Raw genomic sequence first — 18494 nt, 5'->3', positions numbered from 1 at the left:
TTATTTATTTGAATTCAGCGTAAAGATCGTAATCATCACTATCTGTAATTATGACTTCTGCAAAAGATCCCACTTTAACTCCAGGAGTCGGCGGTAAAATAACGAGACCATCAATTTCCGGAGCATCACTTTGGCTTCGTGCGATGATTCGCTCCTGATTTACTTCATCAATTAATACAGTTTGTATACTATCAATTTTATTTTCTAGCTTATCGTGGCTAATTTCTGCTTGTAATTGCATGAAGCGATGATAACGTTCTTCTTTAATTTCTTCCGGTACTGGGTCGCTTAATTCATTTGCTTTAGCTCCTTCAACTGGAGAGTATTTGAAACAGCCGACTCGATCTAACTGAGCTTCCTCGAGAAAGTCGAGCAATTCTTCGAACTCTTCTTCTGTTTCTCCAGGAAAACCAACAATAAAAGTCGAGCGCAGGGTAATATCCGGGCAAATTTCTCGCCAAGAAGCAATGCGCAATAAGGTATTTTCACTGCTTGCGGGGCGTTTCATTGCTTTGAGTACCCGCGAGTTTGCATGCTGTAATGGAATATCCAAATACGGGAGAATAAGGCCATCTCGCATTAAAGGTATAATTTCGTCTACATGTGGGTAGGGGTAAACATAATGCAGACGTATCCAAATGCCAAGCTCTCCTAGTTGCTCGCATAAATCATAAAAACGTGTGTTAACGGCTTTTCCTTTCCAGTTTATCGGTTGATAGCGTGTATCCACGCCATAGGCACTCGTATCCTGAGAAATCACTAAAATTTCGTTAACACCTGCATCTTTTAATTTTTGGGCTTCAGTCAAGACTTGAGCCATTGGGTAACTTTGTAATTTGCCGCGCATGGTAGGAATAATGCAAAAAGTACATTTTTGATTGCATCCCTCAGATATTTTCAAGTAAGAATAATGACGTGGGGTTAATTTAATTCCTTGAGGAGGAATAAGTTGGGTAAAAGGATCTGACGGTGGAGGTAAATGCTGATGGACTGCGTTTACCACTTCTTCATAGGCATGTGCGCCACTAATGTGCAGAACATCTGGGCATGTTTCTTTAATGATCTCTGCTTTGGCACCTAGGCAACCTGTGACAATAACACGCCCGTTTTCTGCCATTGCTTCTTTAATCGTATCCAGTGATTCTTTAACGGCACTATCAATAAATCCACAGGTATTGATGACTACTACACCTGCATCTTGATAACTGGACACTAATTCATATCCCTGAGCACGCAATTGGGTGATGATGCGTTCTGAATCTACCAGAGCTTTGGGACAACCCAGGCTAACAAAACCTACTTTATGATTCATAAAACTCTAACTGTAAAAAAAGTGAACGAATTATACATCTTAAAGTGCCTTTTTGTCGACAGGGTTATAGTAAATTTAAGTTATTTATCCTTATGCACTGCGCATAAAAGCGTGGTAGGTAGGAGGTTCGTTATGTAAGAGTGAATTGACAAAATAATTTGCATGTTAAACCATCATTATTTTTTTATTATTGCGTCCACTTGGTTCTGTTGATTTAAAAATGCATGTACTTTTGCCATAGTTTCATTCCATGAAGGTAAATTTTGATATGCTGCAAGAGAAGAAATACTCATTTTTTTTAACAAATCTCGATTTTTAATTAATCTTATAATGTACTCTTTAAGCGTTGTACTGTCGCCAGGAGTAATCAAAAATCCATTAATTGTATCATTAACAATTTCCGGCACACCGCCGGTATTGCTTGCAATGACGGGAATACCTGCTCCCATTGCTTCTGTATAAACGATTCCATAGCTTTCAAAATACGAAGGAACAACCAATACATGATGTAAAAGAAGTTCTTTTTTTAAATGTTTAATATCGAGTGCTCCATGAATTTTTATATTTTCTTCAAGTTTTAAATGGGTGATCATCTTGAATATTTTTCGGGTATATTTCGCATCAAAATGAAGGCCGCCTACAATCGATAATCGCCAAGAGCGGGAGTCTATTTGAGACAAAGCCCGCAGTAATATATGCAGCCCTTTGTTATATAATAGATTGCCGATAAAAATAATCATAAGTTTATTGTCTTGATATTTAAATCCAATGTCATCTCTTGTCCTAGCCAGTTGCAGGCGATCTTTACCGGGATAGGCGATCAATGAGTTATGGTTTTTTCCAATAATTTTTGAAATGGATTTTTCTGTGGAAATGCTATTGAAAATAAAACCATTTACAGATTTAAGGTAGATGCTTTCTATTTTTTTAGTGAGCCATTTAACTAAAGTATTTTGTACTGCATTCGCCTGTAAAAGATGAACAATACTTATAATTGGAAAATTCCCCAACTCTTTTAGTTTCTTATTTAGAATAAATAATGAATTAAAATTCATCTCATCTTGTAAAAGAACATCAGGAGAGAACTCAATAATTTCATTGGTTAGTTTTTTTGAAAAATTATTTCTGATTAACCCCCAAAAATTCTTTTTCTCTTGCGAAAAAATCTTAACAACTACGCCTTGTGAACGTAAGTATTCAACCAACTTATAATCATAAATATATCCGCCGGTTGTTGTCGTGATAGAGCCATAAAGAACCAATCCTATGCGCATTTGTTTTCTCGATAACTGGCTTGTGCAATATCATCCTCCCATAATCTAACGGTGATTTGACTGTCAACCGGGAGCTCAATGTGATTATTAAATTTTTGCCAGAGAATTTTAGAAAAAAGTTCGAGACTTGGATTTTGGTTTTTAAATTCAGGAAGCTCATTTAATATCTTATCCTGAAAATAGGATATTAACTGATCGATGTGTGTCCTAACTTCAACAATATCAATCAGAAAATTGAACGGGTCAAGCTTTGTATTTTCAATTTCCAATTCAAAACTATAGTGGTGGGAGTGTCTTAAATTTTCTGCTCCAAAATCTTTCCCAATCAAGAAGTGTTGTGCAATGAAATTTTTTCTTAACATTAAATGATGCATCATTTACTCCCCATAGGTTAAAGTGATAAATAAAGTATCATGTGGATTAGAATCCAATAATTGATAGGCTTTATTCGCATCAGTAATATGAAATTTATGAGAAATGAACCGAGCTGGATTTATTTTCTCTAACATTTTAAAAACTACTTCAAATCGCCTTTCTTTTGTCCATCTACCTTGCAGCTCAGAGGCAATCGTACTGACTTGACTTGCAATGACTTTAATTCGATTTCGATGAAAACGACCTCCTAAATCGATAGCACATGGTTTTCTTCCATACCAAGATCCCAGAATAATGCGCCCTTCATAAGCAGCAAATGAAATGGCGCTATTGAGTGCATCAGGATTACCTGTCAATTCATAGATAAGATCAATAGTGTTCGACTTTACGTTTTTAAGGTAATCGGTCACTTGCAAATGAAGATCAGATTGTGAGGCATCAAAAGTATGCTCAGCTCCTAATTCCATACATAAATTTCTTCTTTTTGTATGTAGATCAATCCCAAGAAGACTGGCTAATGGAAATTGTTGCAATAAAGCCGTAGTAAGAAGGCCTACAATTCCAAGCCCCAGAATAAGTACATTTTCTCCGATTAAAGGGGAGCCATCTAGTATCAAATTTATTGCCGTTTCCATATTAGGTATAAATAATGCATCATAAGGAGATATATGCTCCGGGAACACAATAAGCTGTGTTTCATTTGCGCAAAAATAACTTTCATGTGGATTAAATACAAAGACCCATCGATCTAATAAATGGTTTAGTTTTCTAGTACCTGTTTCAATTACTTTCCCAATAGAACAATAACCGTATTTGAATGGGTAATTTAGTTTATGTTTGAGCGAAGGAATTGTTTCATCCAGACACAGATCGGTTGGCATTAAGCCCCGATAAAAAAGCATTTCTGTACCTGAACTTATTCCTGAAATAATGTTTTGAATCAACACTTCATTTGTTTTCGGTCTCGGAATAGATTCTTCCAAGACAGATACTTGCTTGGGTTGATTAAAATAAAGCACATGATTTTTCAAGTTAGATTCCTTTCTATATCTGCCATGATGATAATATCTTTGCCTAATTTATACTGAAGTACATTTTTTAATTGAGGAAAACCTAAATTTTCTTTAATTTCTTTTGATAAAACAGAAATTCCACCAACAAAAATAGGAGCCATAGTGATGATTACTTTATCCACATGATTTTCATTAATGAAATTAGTAATAATGTCTCTTCCCCCTTCGACCATTACCGTTTTAAAACCAAAAATAAATAACTTCTCTAGCGTTTGACTTAAATCAGCACGACCATCTTGAGTTGAGTCTACTACAACAATTTTAGCGTTCATTTGTGTAAGTAATTTTTGTTTTTCAGGATCTGCTTGATTTGTTGTAAAAATGATAGGGGGATTAGAGTTTTTTAAAACTCGCGCAGTTAAAGGGGTACGGAGCTTACTATCTAAAATGACTACTTGTGGATTTTTTCCTTTATAGTGGCGTACCGTGAGAAGGGGATCATCTGCAATAACAGTACCTACTCCAACCAATATCGCATCATTTTCGGAACGTAATTTATGGGTCATCACCAACGACTCTTGGGAGCTGAGCATCAATCTTTTTTTTCGATGAAATGAAATCGATCCATCCAGGCTTTGTGCATATGCCAAGGTCACTACAGGTTTTCGTTTTTTTAAGAAAGAGGAACATTTTTCATACAATTCTTCAAGATCATTCTCTTCAAAAAAATGATTCATTTTTTGTTTTTTAGTCAACAAATAAAAAGCATTCTGGGGATGGACAGAGCCTTTTATAGGAACTCTTGAGATAACGTGCAAATTATACTGATTTAGCGCTTCTATTTTTTGAGGATTATTAGTAAGCAATCGCAGTGATTTAATTTGTAATTCTTTTAAAATATGAGCGGCCACTTCATAAGAGCGCTCATCTTCTTCATGACCTAACGCGAGATTAGCGTCGACGGTGTCTTTTCCTTGATCCTGCAAATTGTAGGTATGCAATTTGTTAATTAAGCCAATGCCCCTTCCTTCTTGTCGGAGGTAAATAATAATGCCGCGACCTTCAATCGCAATTTGACTCATGCTCATTTGCAGTTGTTCACCGCAATCACAGCGTAAAGAGCCTAGAATATCACCAGTCATGCATTCAGAATGAATTCGCACTAAAATATCATCTGCATTGTGTACTGCTCCAAATGTGAGTAAGAGGTGTTCTTTATCATCTTGATTCGTAGTAAATAATGAAAGTTCAAAAGAACCATATTTTGAAGGAATTGCAGCAGAAACTTCTTTTTTAACAATGAGTTGATTATCCATAATCTAATCCTTAGGCGGTATCTCCGACTCTTATGTTGCTCAGTGCCTTTATAACTATAGTTCATTAAAATAATGGATCAAATTTTATTCATAAAATTTATAAAATAGTCATAAATATGAAAAACTTGAGTCAAGACAAAAAATGGAGGTTTATGGCCAGTTCACTAGATTGAGTCAAAAATGATCTGATTTTAGAGCACCGAAACGCAGCATATATGAAGTATGTGCATAGAGCAGCACATACAATCGCTCTAAACTGTTCAAAAAAGTGATAATACCTCAGGTCTTCGGGCCCTAAATTCATTTCTCTACGTTCCGCGCTTCAAGCAGCAGTAGGCGTTCTAAGGTGAATTGTTTCAACAGACTTTAGGATCTTGCATCCAAAATAAATATTAGTCTATCTGCTTTAAAGTTTTTAAAAATTTATTTGCAGAAACTTCACCAACCAGTTTGAGCTCGTTGAGCTCATTGCCTTGAGCATCCAAAAATATAAAAGTGGGTGGGGCTACAACATGGAAATAATTGAGTAGAGCTTTATTGTCCGCATTATTTTTTGTGACATCAATTTTAATCACGCTAAAACGCGTTAAGGCCTTTTGTACACGAGGATCTTTAAAAGTAGTTGCGTCCATCACCTTGCAGGATGTACACCAGTCAGCATAAAAATCAAGCATTACCGGTGTGCCGCGAGCATCAGCAATGGCTTGCTTTATAGTGCTTAAATTCTGCTCTTGCTGTGTTTTAGCAGGGGCAGCGATTGCTGGTTGGATTGTTAAGGGTTGCAGAGGATTTGTGGCACCCATGCTGGCGCCTACCAAAATCAAGAAACCATAGACGAGCAAAATAATTCCCACTCCTTGGTTGAATTTTTCACGATGTGTTGCAGAATACGTAAGGGCACCACTGTAAATTCCTGAAAAAATGAGTAAACATGCCCATAAGATCATGCTGATTAATGGGGGGACTATTCGAGAAATAAGCTCAATGGCAACCGCAATAAAAAAAATGCCGAACAATGCCTTGATGGTATTCATCCAGCTACCTGTCTCAGGCAGCCATCTCCCTGCGGAAGTACCGATGAGAAGTAATGGTGTGCCCATTCCCAGACCTAAAACGAACAAAGTGAGACATCCTAAAAGAACATTTCCACTTTGGGCAATGTAGGTTAATACTCCAATTAATGGGGCAGTAACACAAGGCGAAAGAATCAACGTAGATAAACAGCCCATGATTGCAGCTCCAAGATAGTGGCCGCCTCGTTGATTGCTGGAACCGTGTATTTTCGCCTGCCAGGAATGCGGTAATTTAAATTCATAAAATCCAAACATGGATAAGGCTAATAGAATAAAAATCAGGCTAAACACACCAATGGACCAAGGAGATTGCATACTAATTTGTAGATTGGCTCCAAGTAAGGCAACTACTGCACCAATGATTGAATAGGTAATTGACATGCTCAGCACATAACTTAATGAGAGAAAAAAGGCTTTGCTCGTTGTAATTTCTTTACCATGGCCGATAATAATCCCAGATAAAACTGGAACCATGGGTAAAATGCATGGGGTGAATGATAAAAGCAAACCAAAACCATAAAAAGTAAACAGAATCAGGAACCAATTGTGGCTTAAAAAGATTTTAGTGACGCTGTCATTTTGTGATTCTTCGGTGTCTGCCGTCTGGGTATTTGGAAGCTGCTCCAGGCTTACTTCTGCTAAAGCCAAACTATCATCTATGGAGAGTTGAATTATTTTTGTTTCTGGGGCATAACAAAAACCATCATCAGAGCATCCCTGATAATGTAAATTAATTAGGGCTTTTCCTGGTTTATTCCCTAAAACTCCAACAGGAAGGGAGACTTGATTGCGATAAACAGTATACTTATGCCCTTGTTTGTCTATTTTTTGTTCTGTAGGTGGGAAGCGCAAAGGACCTAAGTGAATTGTACCGTTATTATTTGTTGTTAATTTAATGCGATCACTATAAAGAAAGTAATTAGGTTTTACCTGAAAATTGATTGCAAAAGTATTAGGATCCACTTTGCTTACATTGACACGGAATACTTCTGCAGCAGGAAGTGGGTTTGCATGCAGAGCAAATGTAGTTATATAACAAAATAATAGTAAAAACCATTTTCTCATTCTGAAAACCTTTATAATACAGAGGAGTAAATACATATATGTAACTATATCAGAACATTATGGAGTATGAATAAAATTAAAACTAAAATTTTTTTTATTTTTACCCTTGAAACTCTTTGTCTTGTCCCCATATGACAGTCAGTAACATTGCAAATTGACTTTAAAGTTTAATTAATCAGGAGATAAAAGTATGAAAATTCGTCCTTTACACGATCGAGTTGTTGTTCGTCGTATGGAAGAAGAACGTACCACAGCAGGTGGTATTGTTATTCCAGATAGCGCTACTGAAAAACCAATGCGCGGTGAAATCATCGCTGTTGGTGCTGGTAAGGTATTAGACAACGGTGACGTTCGCGCTTTAGCAGTAAAAGTGGGTGATATCGTCCTGTTTGGTAAATACTCAGGTACCGAAGTGAAAATCGACGGTAAAGAAGTGGTTGTGATGCGTGAAGACGACATCATGGGTGTAATTGAGAAGTAATCGTTTCATTAGGAGAGAGATAATGGCTAAAGAATTACGTTTTGGTGACGATGCGCGTCTACAAATGTTAGCTGGTGTTAATGCATTAGCGGATGCAGTACAAGTAACTATGGGTCCACGTGGACGAAATGTAGTATTAGAAAAAGCTTATGGTGCACCTACTGTAACTAAAGACGGCGTGTCTGTTGCTAAAGAAATCGAATTTGACCAACGCTTCATGAATATGGGCGCTCAAATGGTTAAAGAAGTTGCTTCCAAGACTTCTGATACTGCTGGAGATGGTACTACTACTGCTACTGTATTGGCTCGTTCGATTGTCGTTGAAGGTTATAAAGCAATTGCTGCCGGCATGAATCCTATGGATCTGAAACGCGGTATTGACAAAGCAGTTACTGCAATCACCAAAAAATTACAATCAATGTCTAAGCCTTGCAAAGACAATAAAGCAATTGCTCAAGTAGGTACTATTTCTGCTAACTCTGATGAAGCAATTGGTGCTATTATTGCCAGCGCTATGGATAAAGTAGGTAAAGAAGGTGTTATTACTGTTGAAGACGGTAATAGTCTTGAAAATGAATTATCTGTTGTTGAAGGGATGCAGTTTGATCGCGGTTATATTTCTCCATATTTCATCAACAATCAACAAAACATGACTTGCGAGCTTGAGCATCCATTCATCATGTTGGTTGACAAGAAAATCTCCAGTATCCGTGATATGTTATCTGTATTGGAAGGTGTTGCAAAATCAGGCCGCCCATTATTGATTATTGCTGAAGATGTTGAGGGTGAAGCTTTAGCAACTCTGGTTGTTAACAACATGCGTGGTATCGTTAAAGTATGTGCTGTTAAAGCTCCTGGTTTTGGTGATCGTCGTAAAGCAATGTTGCAAGACATCGCAATTCTGACTCATGGCGAAGTAATTTCTGAAGAAATTGGTAAGAGCTTAGAGCAAGCTACTTTAGAAGATTTGGGTTCTGCAAAACGTATCGTAGTAACCAAAGAAAACACTACGATTATTGATGGAGAAGGTAAAACTGCTGAAATCAATGGTCGTATTGCTCAGATTCGTGCGCAAATAGAAGAAACTACGTCTGATTACGATCGTGAGAAATTACAAGAGCGTGTTGCTAAACTTTCTGGCGGTGTTGCGGTTATCAAAGTTGGTGCTGCTACTGAGGTAGAAATGAAAGAGAAAAAAGCTCGTGTTGAAGATGCATTACATGCTACTCGCGCTGCTGTAGAAGAAGGCATTGTAGCAGGTGGTGGTGTTGCTTTAATTCGTGCCCAAAAAGCTCTGGATTCTTTGAAAGGCGACAATGACGACCAAAACATGGGTATCAACATTTTACGTCGTGCGATTGAAGCGCCAATGCGTCAGATCGTATCAAACGCTGGTTATGAAGCTTCTGTAATTGTAAACAAGGTATCTGAAAACAAAGATAACTATGGTTTCAATGCTGCGACTGGTGATTTTGGTGACATGGTTGACATGGGTATTTTGGATCCAACTAAAGTAACTCGTATGGCATTACAAAATGCTGCTTCTGTAGCAAGTTTGATGCTGACTACTGAGTGCATGGTTGCTGATTTACCAAAGAAAGACGAAGCTGCTGCTGATATGGGCGGCATGGGTGGAATGGGTGGTATGGGAGGCATGGGCGGCATGATGTAAGCCTCTCTCGTTCCTATTCCTTTAAAAACCCGCCTTTATGGCGGGTTTTTTATTACTGCATTTCTGCTCATCTTGATTACATATACTCAATTGAATATCAAAGCCCATGAATAGTTTATAAGATTTATATGGGATATAAGCAGTAGCTTAGATTACGGTCTAATTACGAGCTATTAGTGGTAATTAGTCTAAACGCGATAATTCAGTCCAAAGCTCAATTGATTACTGTAGACTCTCAAAAATCTGGTGGGGGCGCCACTGGCTGGGACACCGTTCGAGGCTATCGTATCATATTGGCCGCTATTGCTGGTTTGACCTATGGCTAGATAACTGTAGCTGATATCGATGTCGAAATGCTCGGTCACTCGATAAAGACTACCTGCACCGATTTGCCAGGCAAAGCGGGTAGTAGTAAGTCCTGATTCATGTTGGACCGCTAGAGGCCAATAAATGGTATTGGTTTTCGAGCTTGCTGCACCTAAACCGCCACCGAGATAAGGTTCTATGCGTTGATTCATAGGCAGAGGATAAGAAAAATAGCCATTGAGCATATAGGTATAGGTGTCAATACGTCCGTGAGCTGTTTCATTTCCATCATCTGTAACCGAGAAAGGAATATCTGACAGCCCTTGCAATCGAAAATCTGTTCGGAAAAATGGATTGAAACGATAACCAGCTCCTAAGGAGTATCCCCAATGATCTCCTATAGAAGCCGCTGGTGGAGTAATTGCATTTGGAGAAAAAAAAGAAGCAGTCTCTGCTCGGTTAAAATTAAATACATTGTAAGTGGCAAGTCCCACTACATAAAAACCCTGCTCCTTTTTATAGGCTACAGGTCCCATATCACCTGCATAAGCAGGGAATATTGCTACCGAAAACAAAAAGATCGCGGCTTTTTTTAACCTAAGATGCATGCCAGACACTCCGTTGTGAGATAAAATTCATTAGTAAATGTAAATGGGCTTACGCAAGTGATATATTCACGAACCCCAAACGTTATAGTTACAAAAAATAACTTTTAACACAATAAGCTATGTAGTTATGAATTATGAAGACGTTTAGGCAATTGGGATAAATTGTTGAATAGCACAAGTAATTACCGAATAAAAAAAGATAATTATAAACTCTTAATCGGTGATTCAAAATTCAATTGATTCTAGCGGAAATGGAAACAAACCCTGGAATTTTTGTAATGTATCGTCCACAATGATGTGGAATTATAAAGTCAGGAGTCATGATGGAAGCAATAATTAAAAAGTTGGAAGTGGTTTTAGCGGATACCTATGCCTTATATCTTAAAACACAAAATTATCACTGGCATGTTAAGGGAGCTCAGTTTAAAAGTTTGCATGAATTATTTGAAATGCAATACAAAGCATTGGCAGAAGCGGTGGATGAAATTGCAGAGCGTATTTTAATTTTGGGTCATAAGGCACCTGCTACCTTTACAGTATTGAATCAATTAAAAACAATTCAAGATGGTAACTCCAACATTAATGCAAATCAAATGGTGAGTGAGCTAGCTCAGGACCATGGGATTTTGGTGAAAGATTTAAACAAAGCAGTTAAACTCGCTCAGGAACATGATGATGAAGGAACGGTGGCTTTACTCAGTGAGCGTATTGCTGCGCATGAAAAAGCGCGATGGATGCTGAACGCTTCTGCTGCTTAGAGCCTTGTTATTGATACGTACAGCCTGGCTGAAGCGAAGTGGAATTCGGGATCTCATGCTTTGTTAAACTTGGGGTCCACTTCGCTTCACAGACTCTATGGTTCTATTATTTATTTCTTAATCATTTCTTTTTCAGTCCCTTTTTTAATGACGATAATGCTAATTCGTCGATTCTCGGGACTAAAAGGATCTTTGGTATTCATAAGCAAAGTTGATCCGAAACCGGATACACGTATCACTTTATCGGGATCCAGACCTGCTTTAACCAAAGCACGACGGGCAGCATTAGCTCTTTGGGTGGAGAGCTCCCAGTTGGTATATTCTAATTCATCTGGGTTATGGTAAGGGTGGGCATCCGTGTGTCCTTCAATGGTAATTTTATTGGGAACTGTTTTAAGTAGTTTGGTGATCTGCGTAAAAATTGGTTCCATCTCGGGGTTAAGTTCGTCTGAACCTACGTCAAACATAGGCTTTTTCTGATTATCGATTAATTGAATGCGCAATCCATTTTTTACTACTTCCATGATTAATTGATTTTTTAAACCAGCAAGAGAAGGATCTTGTTTAATACTTAAATTAATTTTTGATTTTAATTCTTCGAGTTTTTGCGTCTCATTTTCAGTTGATTGAATTACTTGAATGTCTTGAGCTTTTTTATTTTGGGCAGATGACAGCTCGGTTTTAGAAATTTGACCATTGGTATCATTGAGATTAGGTCCTCCGCCCTTAAGATTAATCTGCTGATTACCCACGTTTTCGCCACCAAAAAAAGTGATTTTCATTGGTTGTTTGAAATACTCGGAAATGCCATCTTTTTGTGCTTTATTGAGTGAAGCAATTAACCACATTAATAAAAAGAAAGCCATCATTGCTGTCACAAAATCAGCAAAAGCAATTTTCCACGATCCCCCATGGAGTTTATGTTTATTCTTTTTTATTTTTCGAATTATAGGAACTGGACCATTTTTTCCTTTGCCGCTGTTTTCATTCATAATGTAACCTCATGAGCTCTGTGTAGCTTCAGCAGCAGAGTTTTCTCCAGAGTCGGATGAGGATGTCGCTGGCTTGGAGTTTTTAATTTCTTCATTGAGCTGAGTAAAGGAAGGGCGTTGTGCAGAAAACAAAACCTTACGTCCAAATTCAACAGCAATAATAGGTGGATTATTATGCAGACTTGCTAATATTGTGGCTTTTATACAGTGCAGCATCAATTGAATCTGATTGGCTTGATGTTCCATTGCTGAAGCTACAGGACCCACAAATCCATAACCAATTAAAATACCTAAAAAGGTTCCTACAAGAGCATGAGCAATGAGTACTCCTAGCTCCGGTGGGGGTAAATTGATCGACTCCATCGTATGGACCACCCCAAGAACTGCAGCAACAATACCGAAAGCAGGCATGGCATCAGCGAGTTTTGCTAAGGCATTTGCCGGAATCATTTCTTCTTCATGATGCGTTTCAATTTCCATATCAATTAACGCTTCGAGCTGAAAAGGTTGTATGTTCGAAGTAATGATCAATCTTAAGTAATCGCAAATGAATTCAATGATATGATGGTTCTTCATGAGTGAAGGATAAGCATTAAAAATAGGACTTTCTTCGGGATTTTCAATATCTGTTTCTAACGACATCAGTCCTTGTTGCCGCGACTTATTCAACAGACTGTATAATAGGCCTAATAGATCACTGGAATTTCCCTTAATTGATTGTTCGCCTCGAAAAACTTTAGGTAATGCCTTTAACAGTGATTTTAATACCGTAGTACTGTTCGCAACAATAAGCGAGCCTATCGCCGCTCCAGCAATGATAAGCAATTCTATGGGTTGAAAAACCGCCGCAAGATGACCACCAGCTAGCGCAAATCCTCCAAAAACACAGAGTAATATAACTATATAGCCTATTAGAATTAACATTTATATTCGATCTCCAAGTCCTTTTTAAATCGCTCAATTCTTTATTTAAGATAGTCGTGCACAACACGACTATAGGCAAGTGAGATTCGTTAAATGCGCTTTACTTCATTCATTTTCAGACTCCTCTTTTAAATGTTTATTAGGGGCCATATCGTATACGGCAATACCTGTTGTTTGTGATACGGGCTGGTCCCAGGGAGATTTTTTTATGGCTTTTATTCCATCAAGATAGCCATGTTTTATGCGTTCTGAAATACTTTTTCTGGAAAACTCATAATCTTTTGAAGAAAACTCAGTTTCATCGTGTTCATATAAAAAGCGAACTAAAGAAATCGTAGATTGATGCCCACGGGCAATACAAAGCTTAAGCTCTGGATTATCTCTTTCCTCTTTAGGAACGTAACGTGAAAGAATATGTATGGTATTTTTTAATGCATGGATCTGTTGATACATTTCAACTGCTTGGGAAAAACGGCTTGAATACTCTATATCTTTTTTGCGTTTCATTACCGCATCCAATGAAGTAGGGTACAATCCATAAGAGTCAAATAAATGAATCGCAAAACACAGTAAATTTCGGGGGCATCGATTTACCGATAATACGTAAGTTGCTGGGGAATTACTGGAAATCCCACCATCCCAATAATACTCTCCATCAATTTCAACAGCTGGAAAACCAGGAGGCAATGCACCACTTGCCATAATATGTTCAGGTCTAATTTTTGTATCTTGTGAATCAAAATACACCATTTCACCCGAACAGATTTCAACAGCACCAACGCTTATGCGGGTTTCTTTAGAATTGAGGCGATCGAAATCGATAAATTTTTCTAAAGTAGATTTTAAATTTCCAGTATCGTAAATACTTAAGTTATCGGGTGCATCATAATACCCCATAAGAAGAGGGGGAAAGCGAGGTGCAAAAAAGCCTGGCTGACCAAAAAGTAATGCAGATTGGGCGGATAAGAAATGTTCAATCTTTCGGCTCTCGTCATTGTTGGGAAGCAGGCTACTCTCTATAAAAGAAGGTGTGGCAATGGTCTTCCAAAATTGATACATTTTTTCAACACGTTCTTGAGGTGGATTACCCGCTGCAATTGCAGCATTGATCGCACCTATTGAGGTACCAGCAAACCAATTTGGATCATAGCCTGCTTCATCAAGAGCATGTAAAACACCTACTTGATAAGCGCCTAAAGCACCTCCGCCTTGAAAACAACAGGCAACATGATGATGCTGCTGTTTTTGAGTTTTACCCTTATTCGTTCGAGTCATTGGACTTACTCCATGAACCATCCATGACTAACGATTAATGATTGACCTGTCAGGGCATTTGATTCGAAAGAAGCAAAAAATAAAGCAGTTTGCGCTACGTCGTCCGTGGTTGTGAACTCTCCGTCAACGGTCTCCTTAAGCATGACATTCTTAATGACTTGTTCTTCAGTGATTCCTAATTCTTTCGCTTGTTCTGGAATTTGTTTATCAACTAAAGGCGTACGTACGAAGCCTGGACAAATGACGTTGGCTCTTACATTATGGGCGGCTCCTTCTTTGGCAACTACTTTACACAGACCGATCAAACCATGCTTTGCAGTGACGTAAGGCGCTTTCAGTTTAGAGGCTTCTTTGGAATGTACTGATCCCATATAAATAATGCTTCCTCCTTTATTAGAGGCATACATGTGTTTTAATGCAGCACGTGTCGTTAAAAAAGCTCCGTCCAATTGAATGGATATTAATTTTTTCCAATCAGAAAAAGCCAATTGTTCTACAGGGCTAATAATTTGTATTCCAGCATTGCTGACCATAACGTCAACACCGCCAAAGTGTTTAACAACATCATCCACACCTTTATCAACTTCTTTTTCATCGATGACATTCATGGCGACTGCCATAGCCTCTCCGCCTTTAGACTTTATTTCTTCAGCAGTATTTTTAGCTTGATCCAGATTGAGATCTGCAATAGCTACTTTGGCTCCTTCTTTTGCATAAACTAAGGCAATTTCTTTACCTATTCCACTGGCAGCTCCAGTGATGATTGCTACTTTATTTTTTAAGCGCATAGTTAACAGTCCTTGTATTATTTTGAGTGAATGATCAATCGCTTATGATTAATCTAAAAATTCTTTTAAAAGTATAGCAATGGAAATTTGATATTGCCTCTATTCACTAAAATTTTTTATTTATTTAAATATTCTACTTTTTTACATGAATATAATTGGCTTAACTGGATAAATTTAGAACTCTTAACCTCTTTTAGAGGTTAAGAGTGTATTTATTTGTATTGATATTAATAGTAATAAGGACGATAGTAACCAGTACGATAGTAACCACTACGGTAGTAGCCACCACGGTAGTAAGATCTTCTATCTTGATCCCGACCGATTGCATGCCCTACCAGTGCCCCAGCTCCTGCGCCAATTATTGTCCCTGCAGCACTACCTCCGGTCGCAGCATAACCTAGACCAGCTCCTGCAGCACCACCAGCAGCAGTACCTATTTGAGTACCAGTACAACCCCCGAGCATAAAAGCTGAGAAACCAACAAAAAATAAGGGAGCGATAATTTTTTTCATAGTGAACTCCTTGTTATAGTTTCAGGATTCCTGCGTTGATAAAGCAGAATATTCATGACAAGAAAATCCTGGTTTGCTTCATCTTCACTATGATTTTAGTACAAAAAAAATATTTTATGTAAAATAAATATGCATAATTTGTTTTGGCGGTCATTTTTCAAATATCAGATTTTACTCTGACCTACATTTTCCAGTAATATTAATATATGAATTATAAAAATAGGGGACCTTATGTTTAAAGGAAGCATTGTAGCTTTATTAACTCCCATGAAAAATGATCAGGTTGATGTGCCGTGTTTAAGGGAGTTGGTTGAGTTCCATATTGAAATGGGCAGCCATGCTCTGGTTGCGGCAGGCTCTACAGGTGAATCAGGTACTTTATCTCATGAAGAAAAGCTGTTGGTTATCAAAACAGTAGTGGATCAAGCTAAAGAACGAATTCCTGTTATTGCGGGTACGGCCATGAATGCTACACGGGATTGTATTCAACTAACCCAGGAAGCAATGGAATATGGGGCTCACGCTGCATTAATTATGACTCCTGCTTATATCAGACCTACTCAAGAAGGCTTGTATCAGCATTACAGTCAAATAGCCAAGGCAGTTGCCATACCGATTATTCTTTATAACGTGCCGACACGAACTGCTTGTGATATGTTACCTGAAACAGTAGCAAGACTTGCCAAGATTTCCAATATTGTTGGAATAAAAGACGCTACGGGGCAGATGACTCGTTTACAACAAATTTTACGACTTTCGGAAGGCAGTATTGATGTATTTAGTGGTGATGATTTTACCGCAGCATCCTGGATGTTGTCTGGAGCTAAGGGAAATATTTCAGCCGCAGCTAATGTAGTTGCCAAGTTAATGGCTAAGTTATGCGACTCAGCTTTAGATGGTGATCATGCTGTATGTTTACGTTTAAACGAACAGTTAATGCCTTTATATGAATTATTGTTTATTGAAACAAATCCAATTGCAATAAAATGGGCAGCAAACAGAATGGGGTTAATGGAGAATGAATTGAGGATGCCGTTAACTCGTTTATCTAAAGAACATCATGAACCATTGGAAAAGGTAATGAAGAGTTTGGAGTTAATTTAAGTGAAAAAGTTGGGTTTTATTGTTTTTTTTGTGCTTTTGCTCTCTGGGTGTAGTCGTTATGCCAGTAATGGTGAGCATCTTTACCTGAGTAGTCGTAATGGTCCGTCATTAGAAGTTCCACCACCGTTAACGCGAGCAAATATTAGTAGTTTTTATGATTTGCCTCAACAGAATCAGGATGCACGGGTAAGTATTGCTCCACCTGTATCATAAGGGATTTATTATGACACCATCAGAATCAGCTGAGTTGCTTATTGTACAGGAACTATCACAGCGTATTGTGGAAGCGCAGCGCAAGATCAGGATTCTTGATAGTATCAAATGGGATGAGACAATAAAAAAGGAATTTTTTAAGAATAAAGGCAAAAAGCTGCCAGCTGTTGATAAAGAATATTATGACAAAAAGCCTTTGCCTTTTGATGTTCATGACAAGCAAGAAGAGTTTCGTATTATTTCGCGTGATACTCAAAATCAACTCGGGCAATATTCTACCTTAACTCGCTTAATACGTCGTCAGTGTGAAGAATACAGTCGAGCTATACAAATGCTCGCCGTAAGAGGTACTCCAGCATTTTCAGAATTAGCAATGGAATTGTATGGCAGCCCAAATGATGTGTTTTATGCAGGTGGACCCCGCATGTCTGAAATGGGAACTTTACTCTTCGATGTGTTAACAGGCCTTAGTGTTCAATTGCAATCTGAAGCCGATGTAAAACGTCATACGCCGCAACAAGCTCAAGAAATTTTGCAAGCACGTTTAGGACAGTTTTTTGATAAACATCCTGGCAAAGTAACTGTTATGATCAGTGATGATATGATTGCAGATGCTTCTGCTGGAGCGGACAGCATTAAATTGAGTCAACAGGCTATGTTCAGTGATCGTGATCTGCGTTATTTGGAAGTACATGAAGGTTGGGTGCATGTCGGAACAACCTTGAATGGTTCCATGCAACCCAATTGTTTTTTTCTTTCCAAGGGTTCACCTTCCTGTAGCGTTATTCAAGAAGGTTTGGCAGTAATTACGGAAGTTGTTACGTTTTCATCATATCCCAGCCGTATGTTAAAGATTACCAATCGCGTGATTGCTCTAGACATGGTCACTCAAGGAGCAAACTTTCTGGATATTTATAATTATTTTATGGATTGTGGTTTAAGCGAAGAAGACAGTTACAATCAAACAGTACGTGTCTTTAGGGGAAGTACGCCAACGGGGGGACCTTTTACCAAAGATTTATCTTATGCTAAAGGTTTTGTATTAATCTATAATTACATCCGTTTTGCGATCAGTCGAAATCATGTTGACTCGATTCCTTTATTATTTACCGGGAAATTGGTTCTTGATGATTTACCTTTACTCACCGAATTAAAGGAGCGTGGGGTCTTAACCAATCCTGTTTATCTTCCGCCTCCATTTCAAGATTTAGCAGCGTTAAGTGCGTGGATGAGTTTTTCTTTGTATTTGAATCAATTTGATTTAAATGAGATTCAGAAGAATTTTCGCTTCTTGATTGTTTAAAAGACTTTTATCGCTTTATATAGCACAAAGCGTGCCTCGAGTTACTGATATAGCCTTCCCGTTTTAACTTTATACGGCATTGCAAGCTCACTCGGCTTGTATATACCGTATTCCCGGGTCGCTTCGTTTC

At 38.1% G+C, this 18494-nt stretch carries 18 protein-coding genes; 6 read left to right on the top strand and 12 right to left on the bottom strand.

The features are described 5' to 3' along the window. Window positions 1–4 precede the first annotated feature (4 nt). The 6 genes from rimO to dsbD form a co-directional block, all read right to left on the bottom strand. Entirely contained in the window at window positions 5–1312 is a 1308-nt protein-coding gene (gene rimO, locus Ltuc_RS08690) for a 30S ribosomal protein S12 methylthiotransferase RimO (RefSeq protein WP_058520878.1), read from the bottom strand. A 176-nt stretch (window positions 1313–1488) separates the two neighbouring features. Continuing rightward, complete coding sequence (locus Ltuc_RS08685; protein WP_058520877.1) at window positions 1489–2586, bottom strand: glycosyltransferase family 4 protein; 1098 nt, start codon at window positions 2584–2586, stop codon at window positions 1489–1491. Then, window positions 2577–2963, bottom strand: coding sequence for a 6-pyruvoyl trahydropterin synthase family protein (locus Ltuc_RS08680; protein ID WP_238584095.1), 387 nt, complete (start codon window positions 2961–2963; stop codon window positions 2577–2579). Before Ltuc_RS08680 ends, Ltuc_RS08685 begins: the two co-directional genes overlap by 10 nt. Continuing rightward, on the bottom strand, window positions 2964–3992 hold the full coding sequence (locus Ltuc_RS08675) for a zinc-dependent alcohol dehydrogenase (protein ID WP_058520876.1): 1029 nt from the start codon (window positions 3990–3992) through the stop codon (window positions 2964–2966). Continuing rightward, window positions 3989–5290: a GTP cyclohydrolase II gene (gene ribA, locus Ltuc_RS08670; protein WP_058520875.1), complete on the bottom strand. Its 1302-nt coding sequence runs from the start codon at window positions 5288–5290 to the stop codon at window positions 3989–3991. Before ribA ends, Ltuc_RS08675 begins: the two co-directional genes overlap by 4 nt. Window positions 5291–5682: 392 nt before the next feature. After that, a complete protein-coding gene (gene dsbD, locus Ltuc_RS08665; RefSeq protein ID WP_058520874.1) occupies window positions 5683–7428 on the bottom strand; it encodes a protein-disulfide reductase DsbD in 1746 nt (581 codons plus the stop codon). A 190-nt stretch (window positions 7429–7618) separates the two neighbouring features. Between dsbD and groES the strand changes: the two genes are divergently transcribed. Together groES and groL are read left to right on the top strand one after the other, a co-directional pair. Then, a complete protein-coding gene (gene groES, locus Ltuc_RS08660; protein ID WP_058520873.1) occupies window positions 7619–7909 on the top strand; it encodes a co-chaperone GroES in 291 nt (96 codons plus the stop codon). A gap of 22 nt (window positions 7910–7931) precedes the next feature. Beyond that, on the top strand, window positions 7932–9581 hold the full coding sequence (groL, locus tag Ltuc_RS08655; protein ID WP_058520872.1) for a chaperonin GroEL: 1650 nt from the start codon (window positions 7932–7934) through the stop codon (window positions 9579–9581). Between the two features lie 188 nt (window positions 9582–9769). Here the strand turns inward: groL and Ltuc_RS15055 are convergent, their stop codons facing one another. Then, a complete protein-coding gene (locus Ltuc_RS15055) occupies window positions 9770–10495 on the bottom strand; it encodes an outer membrane protein (protein WP_083498070.1) in 726 nt (241 codons plus the stop codon). 323 nt (window positions 10496–10818) lie between these two features. Between Ltuc_RS15055 and Ltuc_RS08645 the strand changes: the two genes are divergently transcribed. Beyond that, window positions 10819–11253, top strand: a complete 435-nt coding sequence (locus Ltuc_RS08645; RefSeq protein WP_058520871.1) for a Dps family protein — start codon at window positions 10819–10821, stop codon at window positions 11251–11253. Between the two features lie 110 nt (window positions 11254–11363). Here Ltuc_RS08645 and motB read toward each other — a convergent pair whose 3' ends face one another. The 5 genes from motB to Ltuc_RS08620 form a co-directional block, all read right to left on the bottom strand. Next, window positions 11364–12245 carry a flagellar motor protein MotB gene (gene motB, locus Ltuc_RS08640; protein WP_058520870.1) on the bottom strand — a complete coding sequence of 294 codons (882 nt, stop codon included), beginning with the start codon at window positions 12243–12245 and terminating at the stop codon, window positions 11364–11366. Window positions 12246–12254: 9 nt separating this feature from the next. Next, window positions 12255–13169 (bottom strand): flagellar motor stator protein MotA, encoded by a 915-nt coding sequence (gene motA / locus Ltuc_RS08635; RefSeq protein ID WP_058520869.1) that lies wholly within the window; start codon window positions 13167–13169, stop codon window positions 12255–12257. 105 nt (window positions 13170–13274) lie between these two features. Then, window positions 13275–14444 carry a patatin-like phospholipase family protein gene (locus Ltuc_RS08630; protein WP_058520868.1) on the bottom strand — a complete coding sequence of 390 codons (1170 nt, stop codon included), beginning with the start codon at window positions 14442–14444 and terminating at the stop codon, window positions 13275–13277. Window positions 14445–14449: 5 nt separating this feature from the next. Next, entirely contained in the window at window positions 14450–15232 is a 783-nt protein-coding gene (locus tag Ltuc_RS08625) for a 3-hydroxybutyrate dehydrogenase (RefSeq protein ID WP_058520867.1), read from the bottom strand. 227 nt (window positions 15233–15459) lie between these two features. After that, window positions 15460–15744 carry a glycine zipper domain-containing protein gene (locus Ltuc_RS08620; RefSeq protein WP_058520866.1) on the bottom strand — a complete coding sequence of 95 codons (285 nt, stop codon included), beginning with the start codon at window positions 15742–15744 and terminating at the stop codon, window positions 15460–15462. Window positions 15745–15975: 231 nt separating this feature from the next. Here Ltuc_RS08620 and dapA point away from each other — a divergent pair, with 231 nt between their 5' ends. From dapA to Ltuc_RS08605, 3 genes are read left to right on the top strand one after another with little or no spacing between them, the layout of a single operon-like run. Beyond that, window positions 15976–16848 carry a 4-hydroxy-tetrahydrodipicolinate synthase gene (gene dapA, locus Ltuc_RS08615; protein WP_058520865.1) on the top strand — a complete coding sequence of 291 codons (873 nt, stop codon included), beginning with the start codon at window positions 15976–15978 and terminating at the stop codon, window positions 16846–16848. Further along, a complete protein-coding gene (locus tag Ltuc_RS08610) occupies window positions 16849–17061 on the top strand; it encodes a hypothetical protein (RefSeq protein ID WP_058520864.1) in 213 nt (70 codons plus the stop codon). 10 nt (window positions 17062–17071) lie between these two features. Continuing rightward, window positions 17072–18364, top strand: a complete 1293-nt coding sequence (locus tag Ltuc_RS08605; protein ID WP_058520863.1) for a flavohemoglobin expression-modulating QEGLA motif protein — start codon at window positions 17072–17074, stop codon at window positions 18362–18364. The last annotated feature ends 130 nt before the right edge of the window (window positions 18365–18494 follow it).

This window comes from Legionella tucsonensis (assembly GCF_001468035.1).
In the GTDB taxonomy this organism is placed as follows: domain Bacteria; phylum Pseudomonadota; class Gammaproteobacteria; order Legionellales; family Legionellaceae; genus Legionella; species Legionella tucsonensis.
Note: the sequence above shows the minus strand (reverse complement) of the source record. Positions and strands in the feature narration are given on the sequence as shown.

What these genes read in the sequence shown, in the direction of transcription:
- Ltuc_RS08680 (WP_238584095.1), bottom strand. Translation starts at nt 2,963, where the DNA reads ATGATGCATCATTTAATGTTAAGAAAAAATTTCATTGCACAACACTTC.
- groL (WP_058520872.1), top strand. Translation starts at nt 7,932, where the DNA reads ATGGCTAAAGAATTACGTTTTGGTGACGATGCGCGTCTACAAATGTTA.
- ribA (WP_058520875.1), bottom strand. Translation starts at nt 5,290, where the DNA reads ATGGATAATCAACTCATTGTTAAAAAAGAAGTTTCTGCTGCAATTCCT.
- motB (WP_058520870.1), bottom strand. Translation starts at nt 12,245, where the DNA reads ATGAATGAAAACAGCGGCAAAGGAAAAAATGGTCCAGTTCCTATAATT.
- motA (WP_058520869.1), bottom strand. Translation starts at nt 13,169, where the DNA reads ATGTTAATTCTAATAGGCTATATAGTTATATTACTCTGTGTTTTTGGA.
- Ltuc_RS08645 (WP_058520871.1), top strand. Translation starts at nt 10,819, where the DNA reads ATGGAAGCAATAATTAAAAAGTTGGAAGTGGTTTTAGCGGATACCTAT.
- dsbD (WP_058520874.1), bottom strand. Translation starts at nt 7,428, where the DNA reads ATGAGAAAATGGTTTTTACTATTATTTTGTTATATAACTACATTTGCT.
- Ltuc_RS08685 (WP_058520877.1), bottom strand. Translation starts at nt 2,586, where the DNA reads ATGCGCATAGGATTGGTTCTTTATGGCTCTATCACGACAACAACCGGC.
- Ltuc_RS08625 (WP_058520867.1), bottom strand. Translation starts at nt 15,232, where the DNA reads ATGCGCTTAAAAAATAAAGTAGCAATCATCACTGGAGCTGCCAGTGGA.
- dapA (WP_058520865.1), top strand. Translation starts at nt 15,976, where the DNA reads ATGTTTAAAGGAAGCATTGTAGCTTTATTAACTCCCATGAAAAATGAT.
- groES (WP_058520873.1), top strand. Translation starts at nt 7,619, where the DNA reads ATGAAAATTCGTCCTTTACACGATCGAGTTGTTGTTCGTCGTATGGAA.
- Ltuc_RS08620 (WP_058520866.1), bottom strand. Translation starts at nt 15,744, where the DNA reads ATGAAAAAAATTATCGCTCCCTTATTTTTTGTTGGTTTCTCAGCTTTT.
- Ltuc_RS08630 (WP_058520868.1), bottom strand. Translation starts at nt 14,444, where the DNA reads ATGACTCGAACGAATAAGGGTAAAACTCAAAAACAGCAGCATCATCAT.
- Ltuc_RS08605 (WP_058520863.1), top strand. Translation starts at nt 17,072, where the DNA reads ATGACACCATCAGAATCAGCTGAGTTGCTTATTGTACAGGAACTATCA.
- rimO (WP_058520878.1), bottom strand. Translation starts at nt 1,312, where the DNA reads ATGAATCATAAAGTAGGTTTTGTTAGCCTGGGTTGTCCCAAAGCTCTG.
- Ltuc_RS15055 (WP_083498070.1), bottom strand. Translation starts at nt 10,495, where the DNA reads ATGCATCTTAGGTTAAAAAAAGCCGCGATCTTTTTGTTTTCGGTAGCA.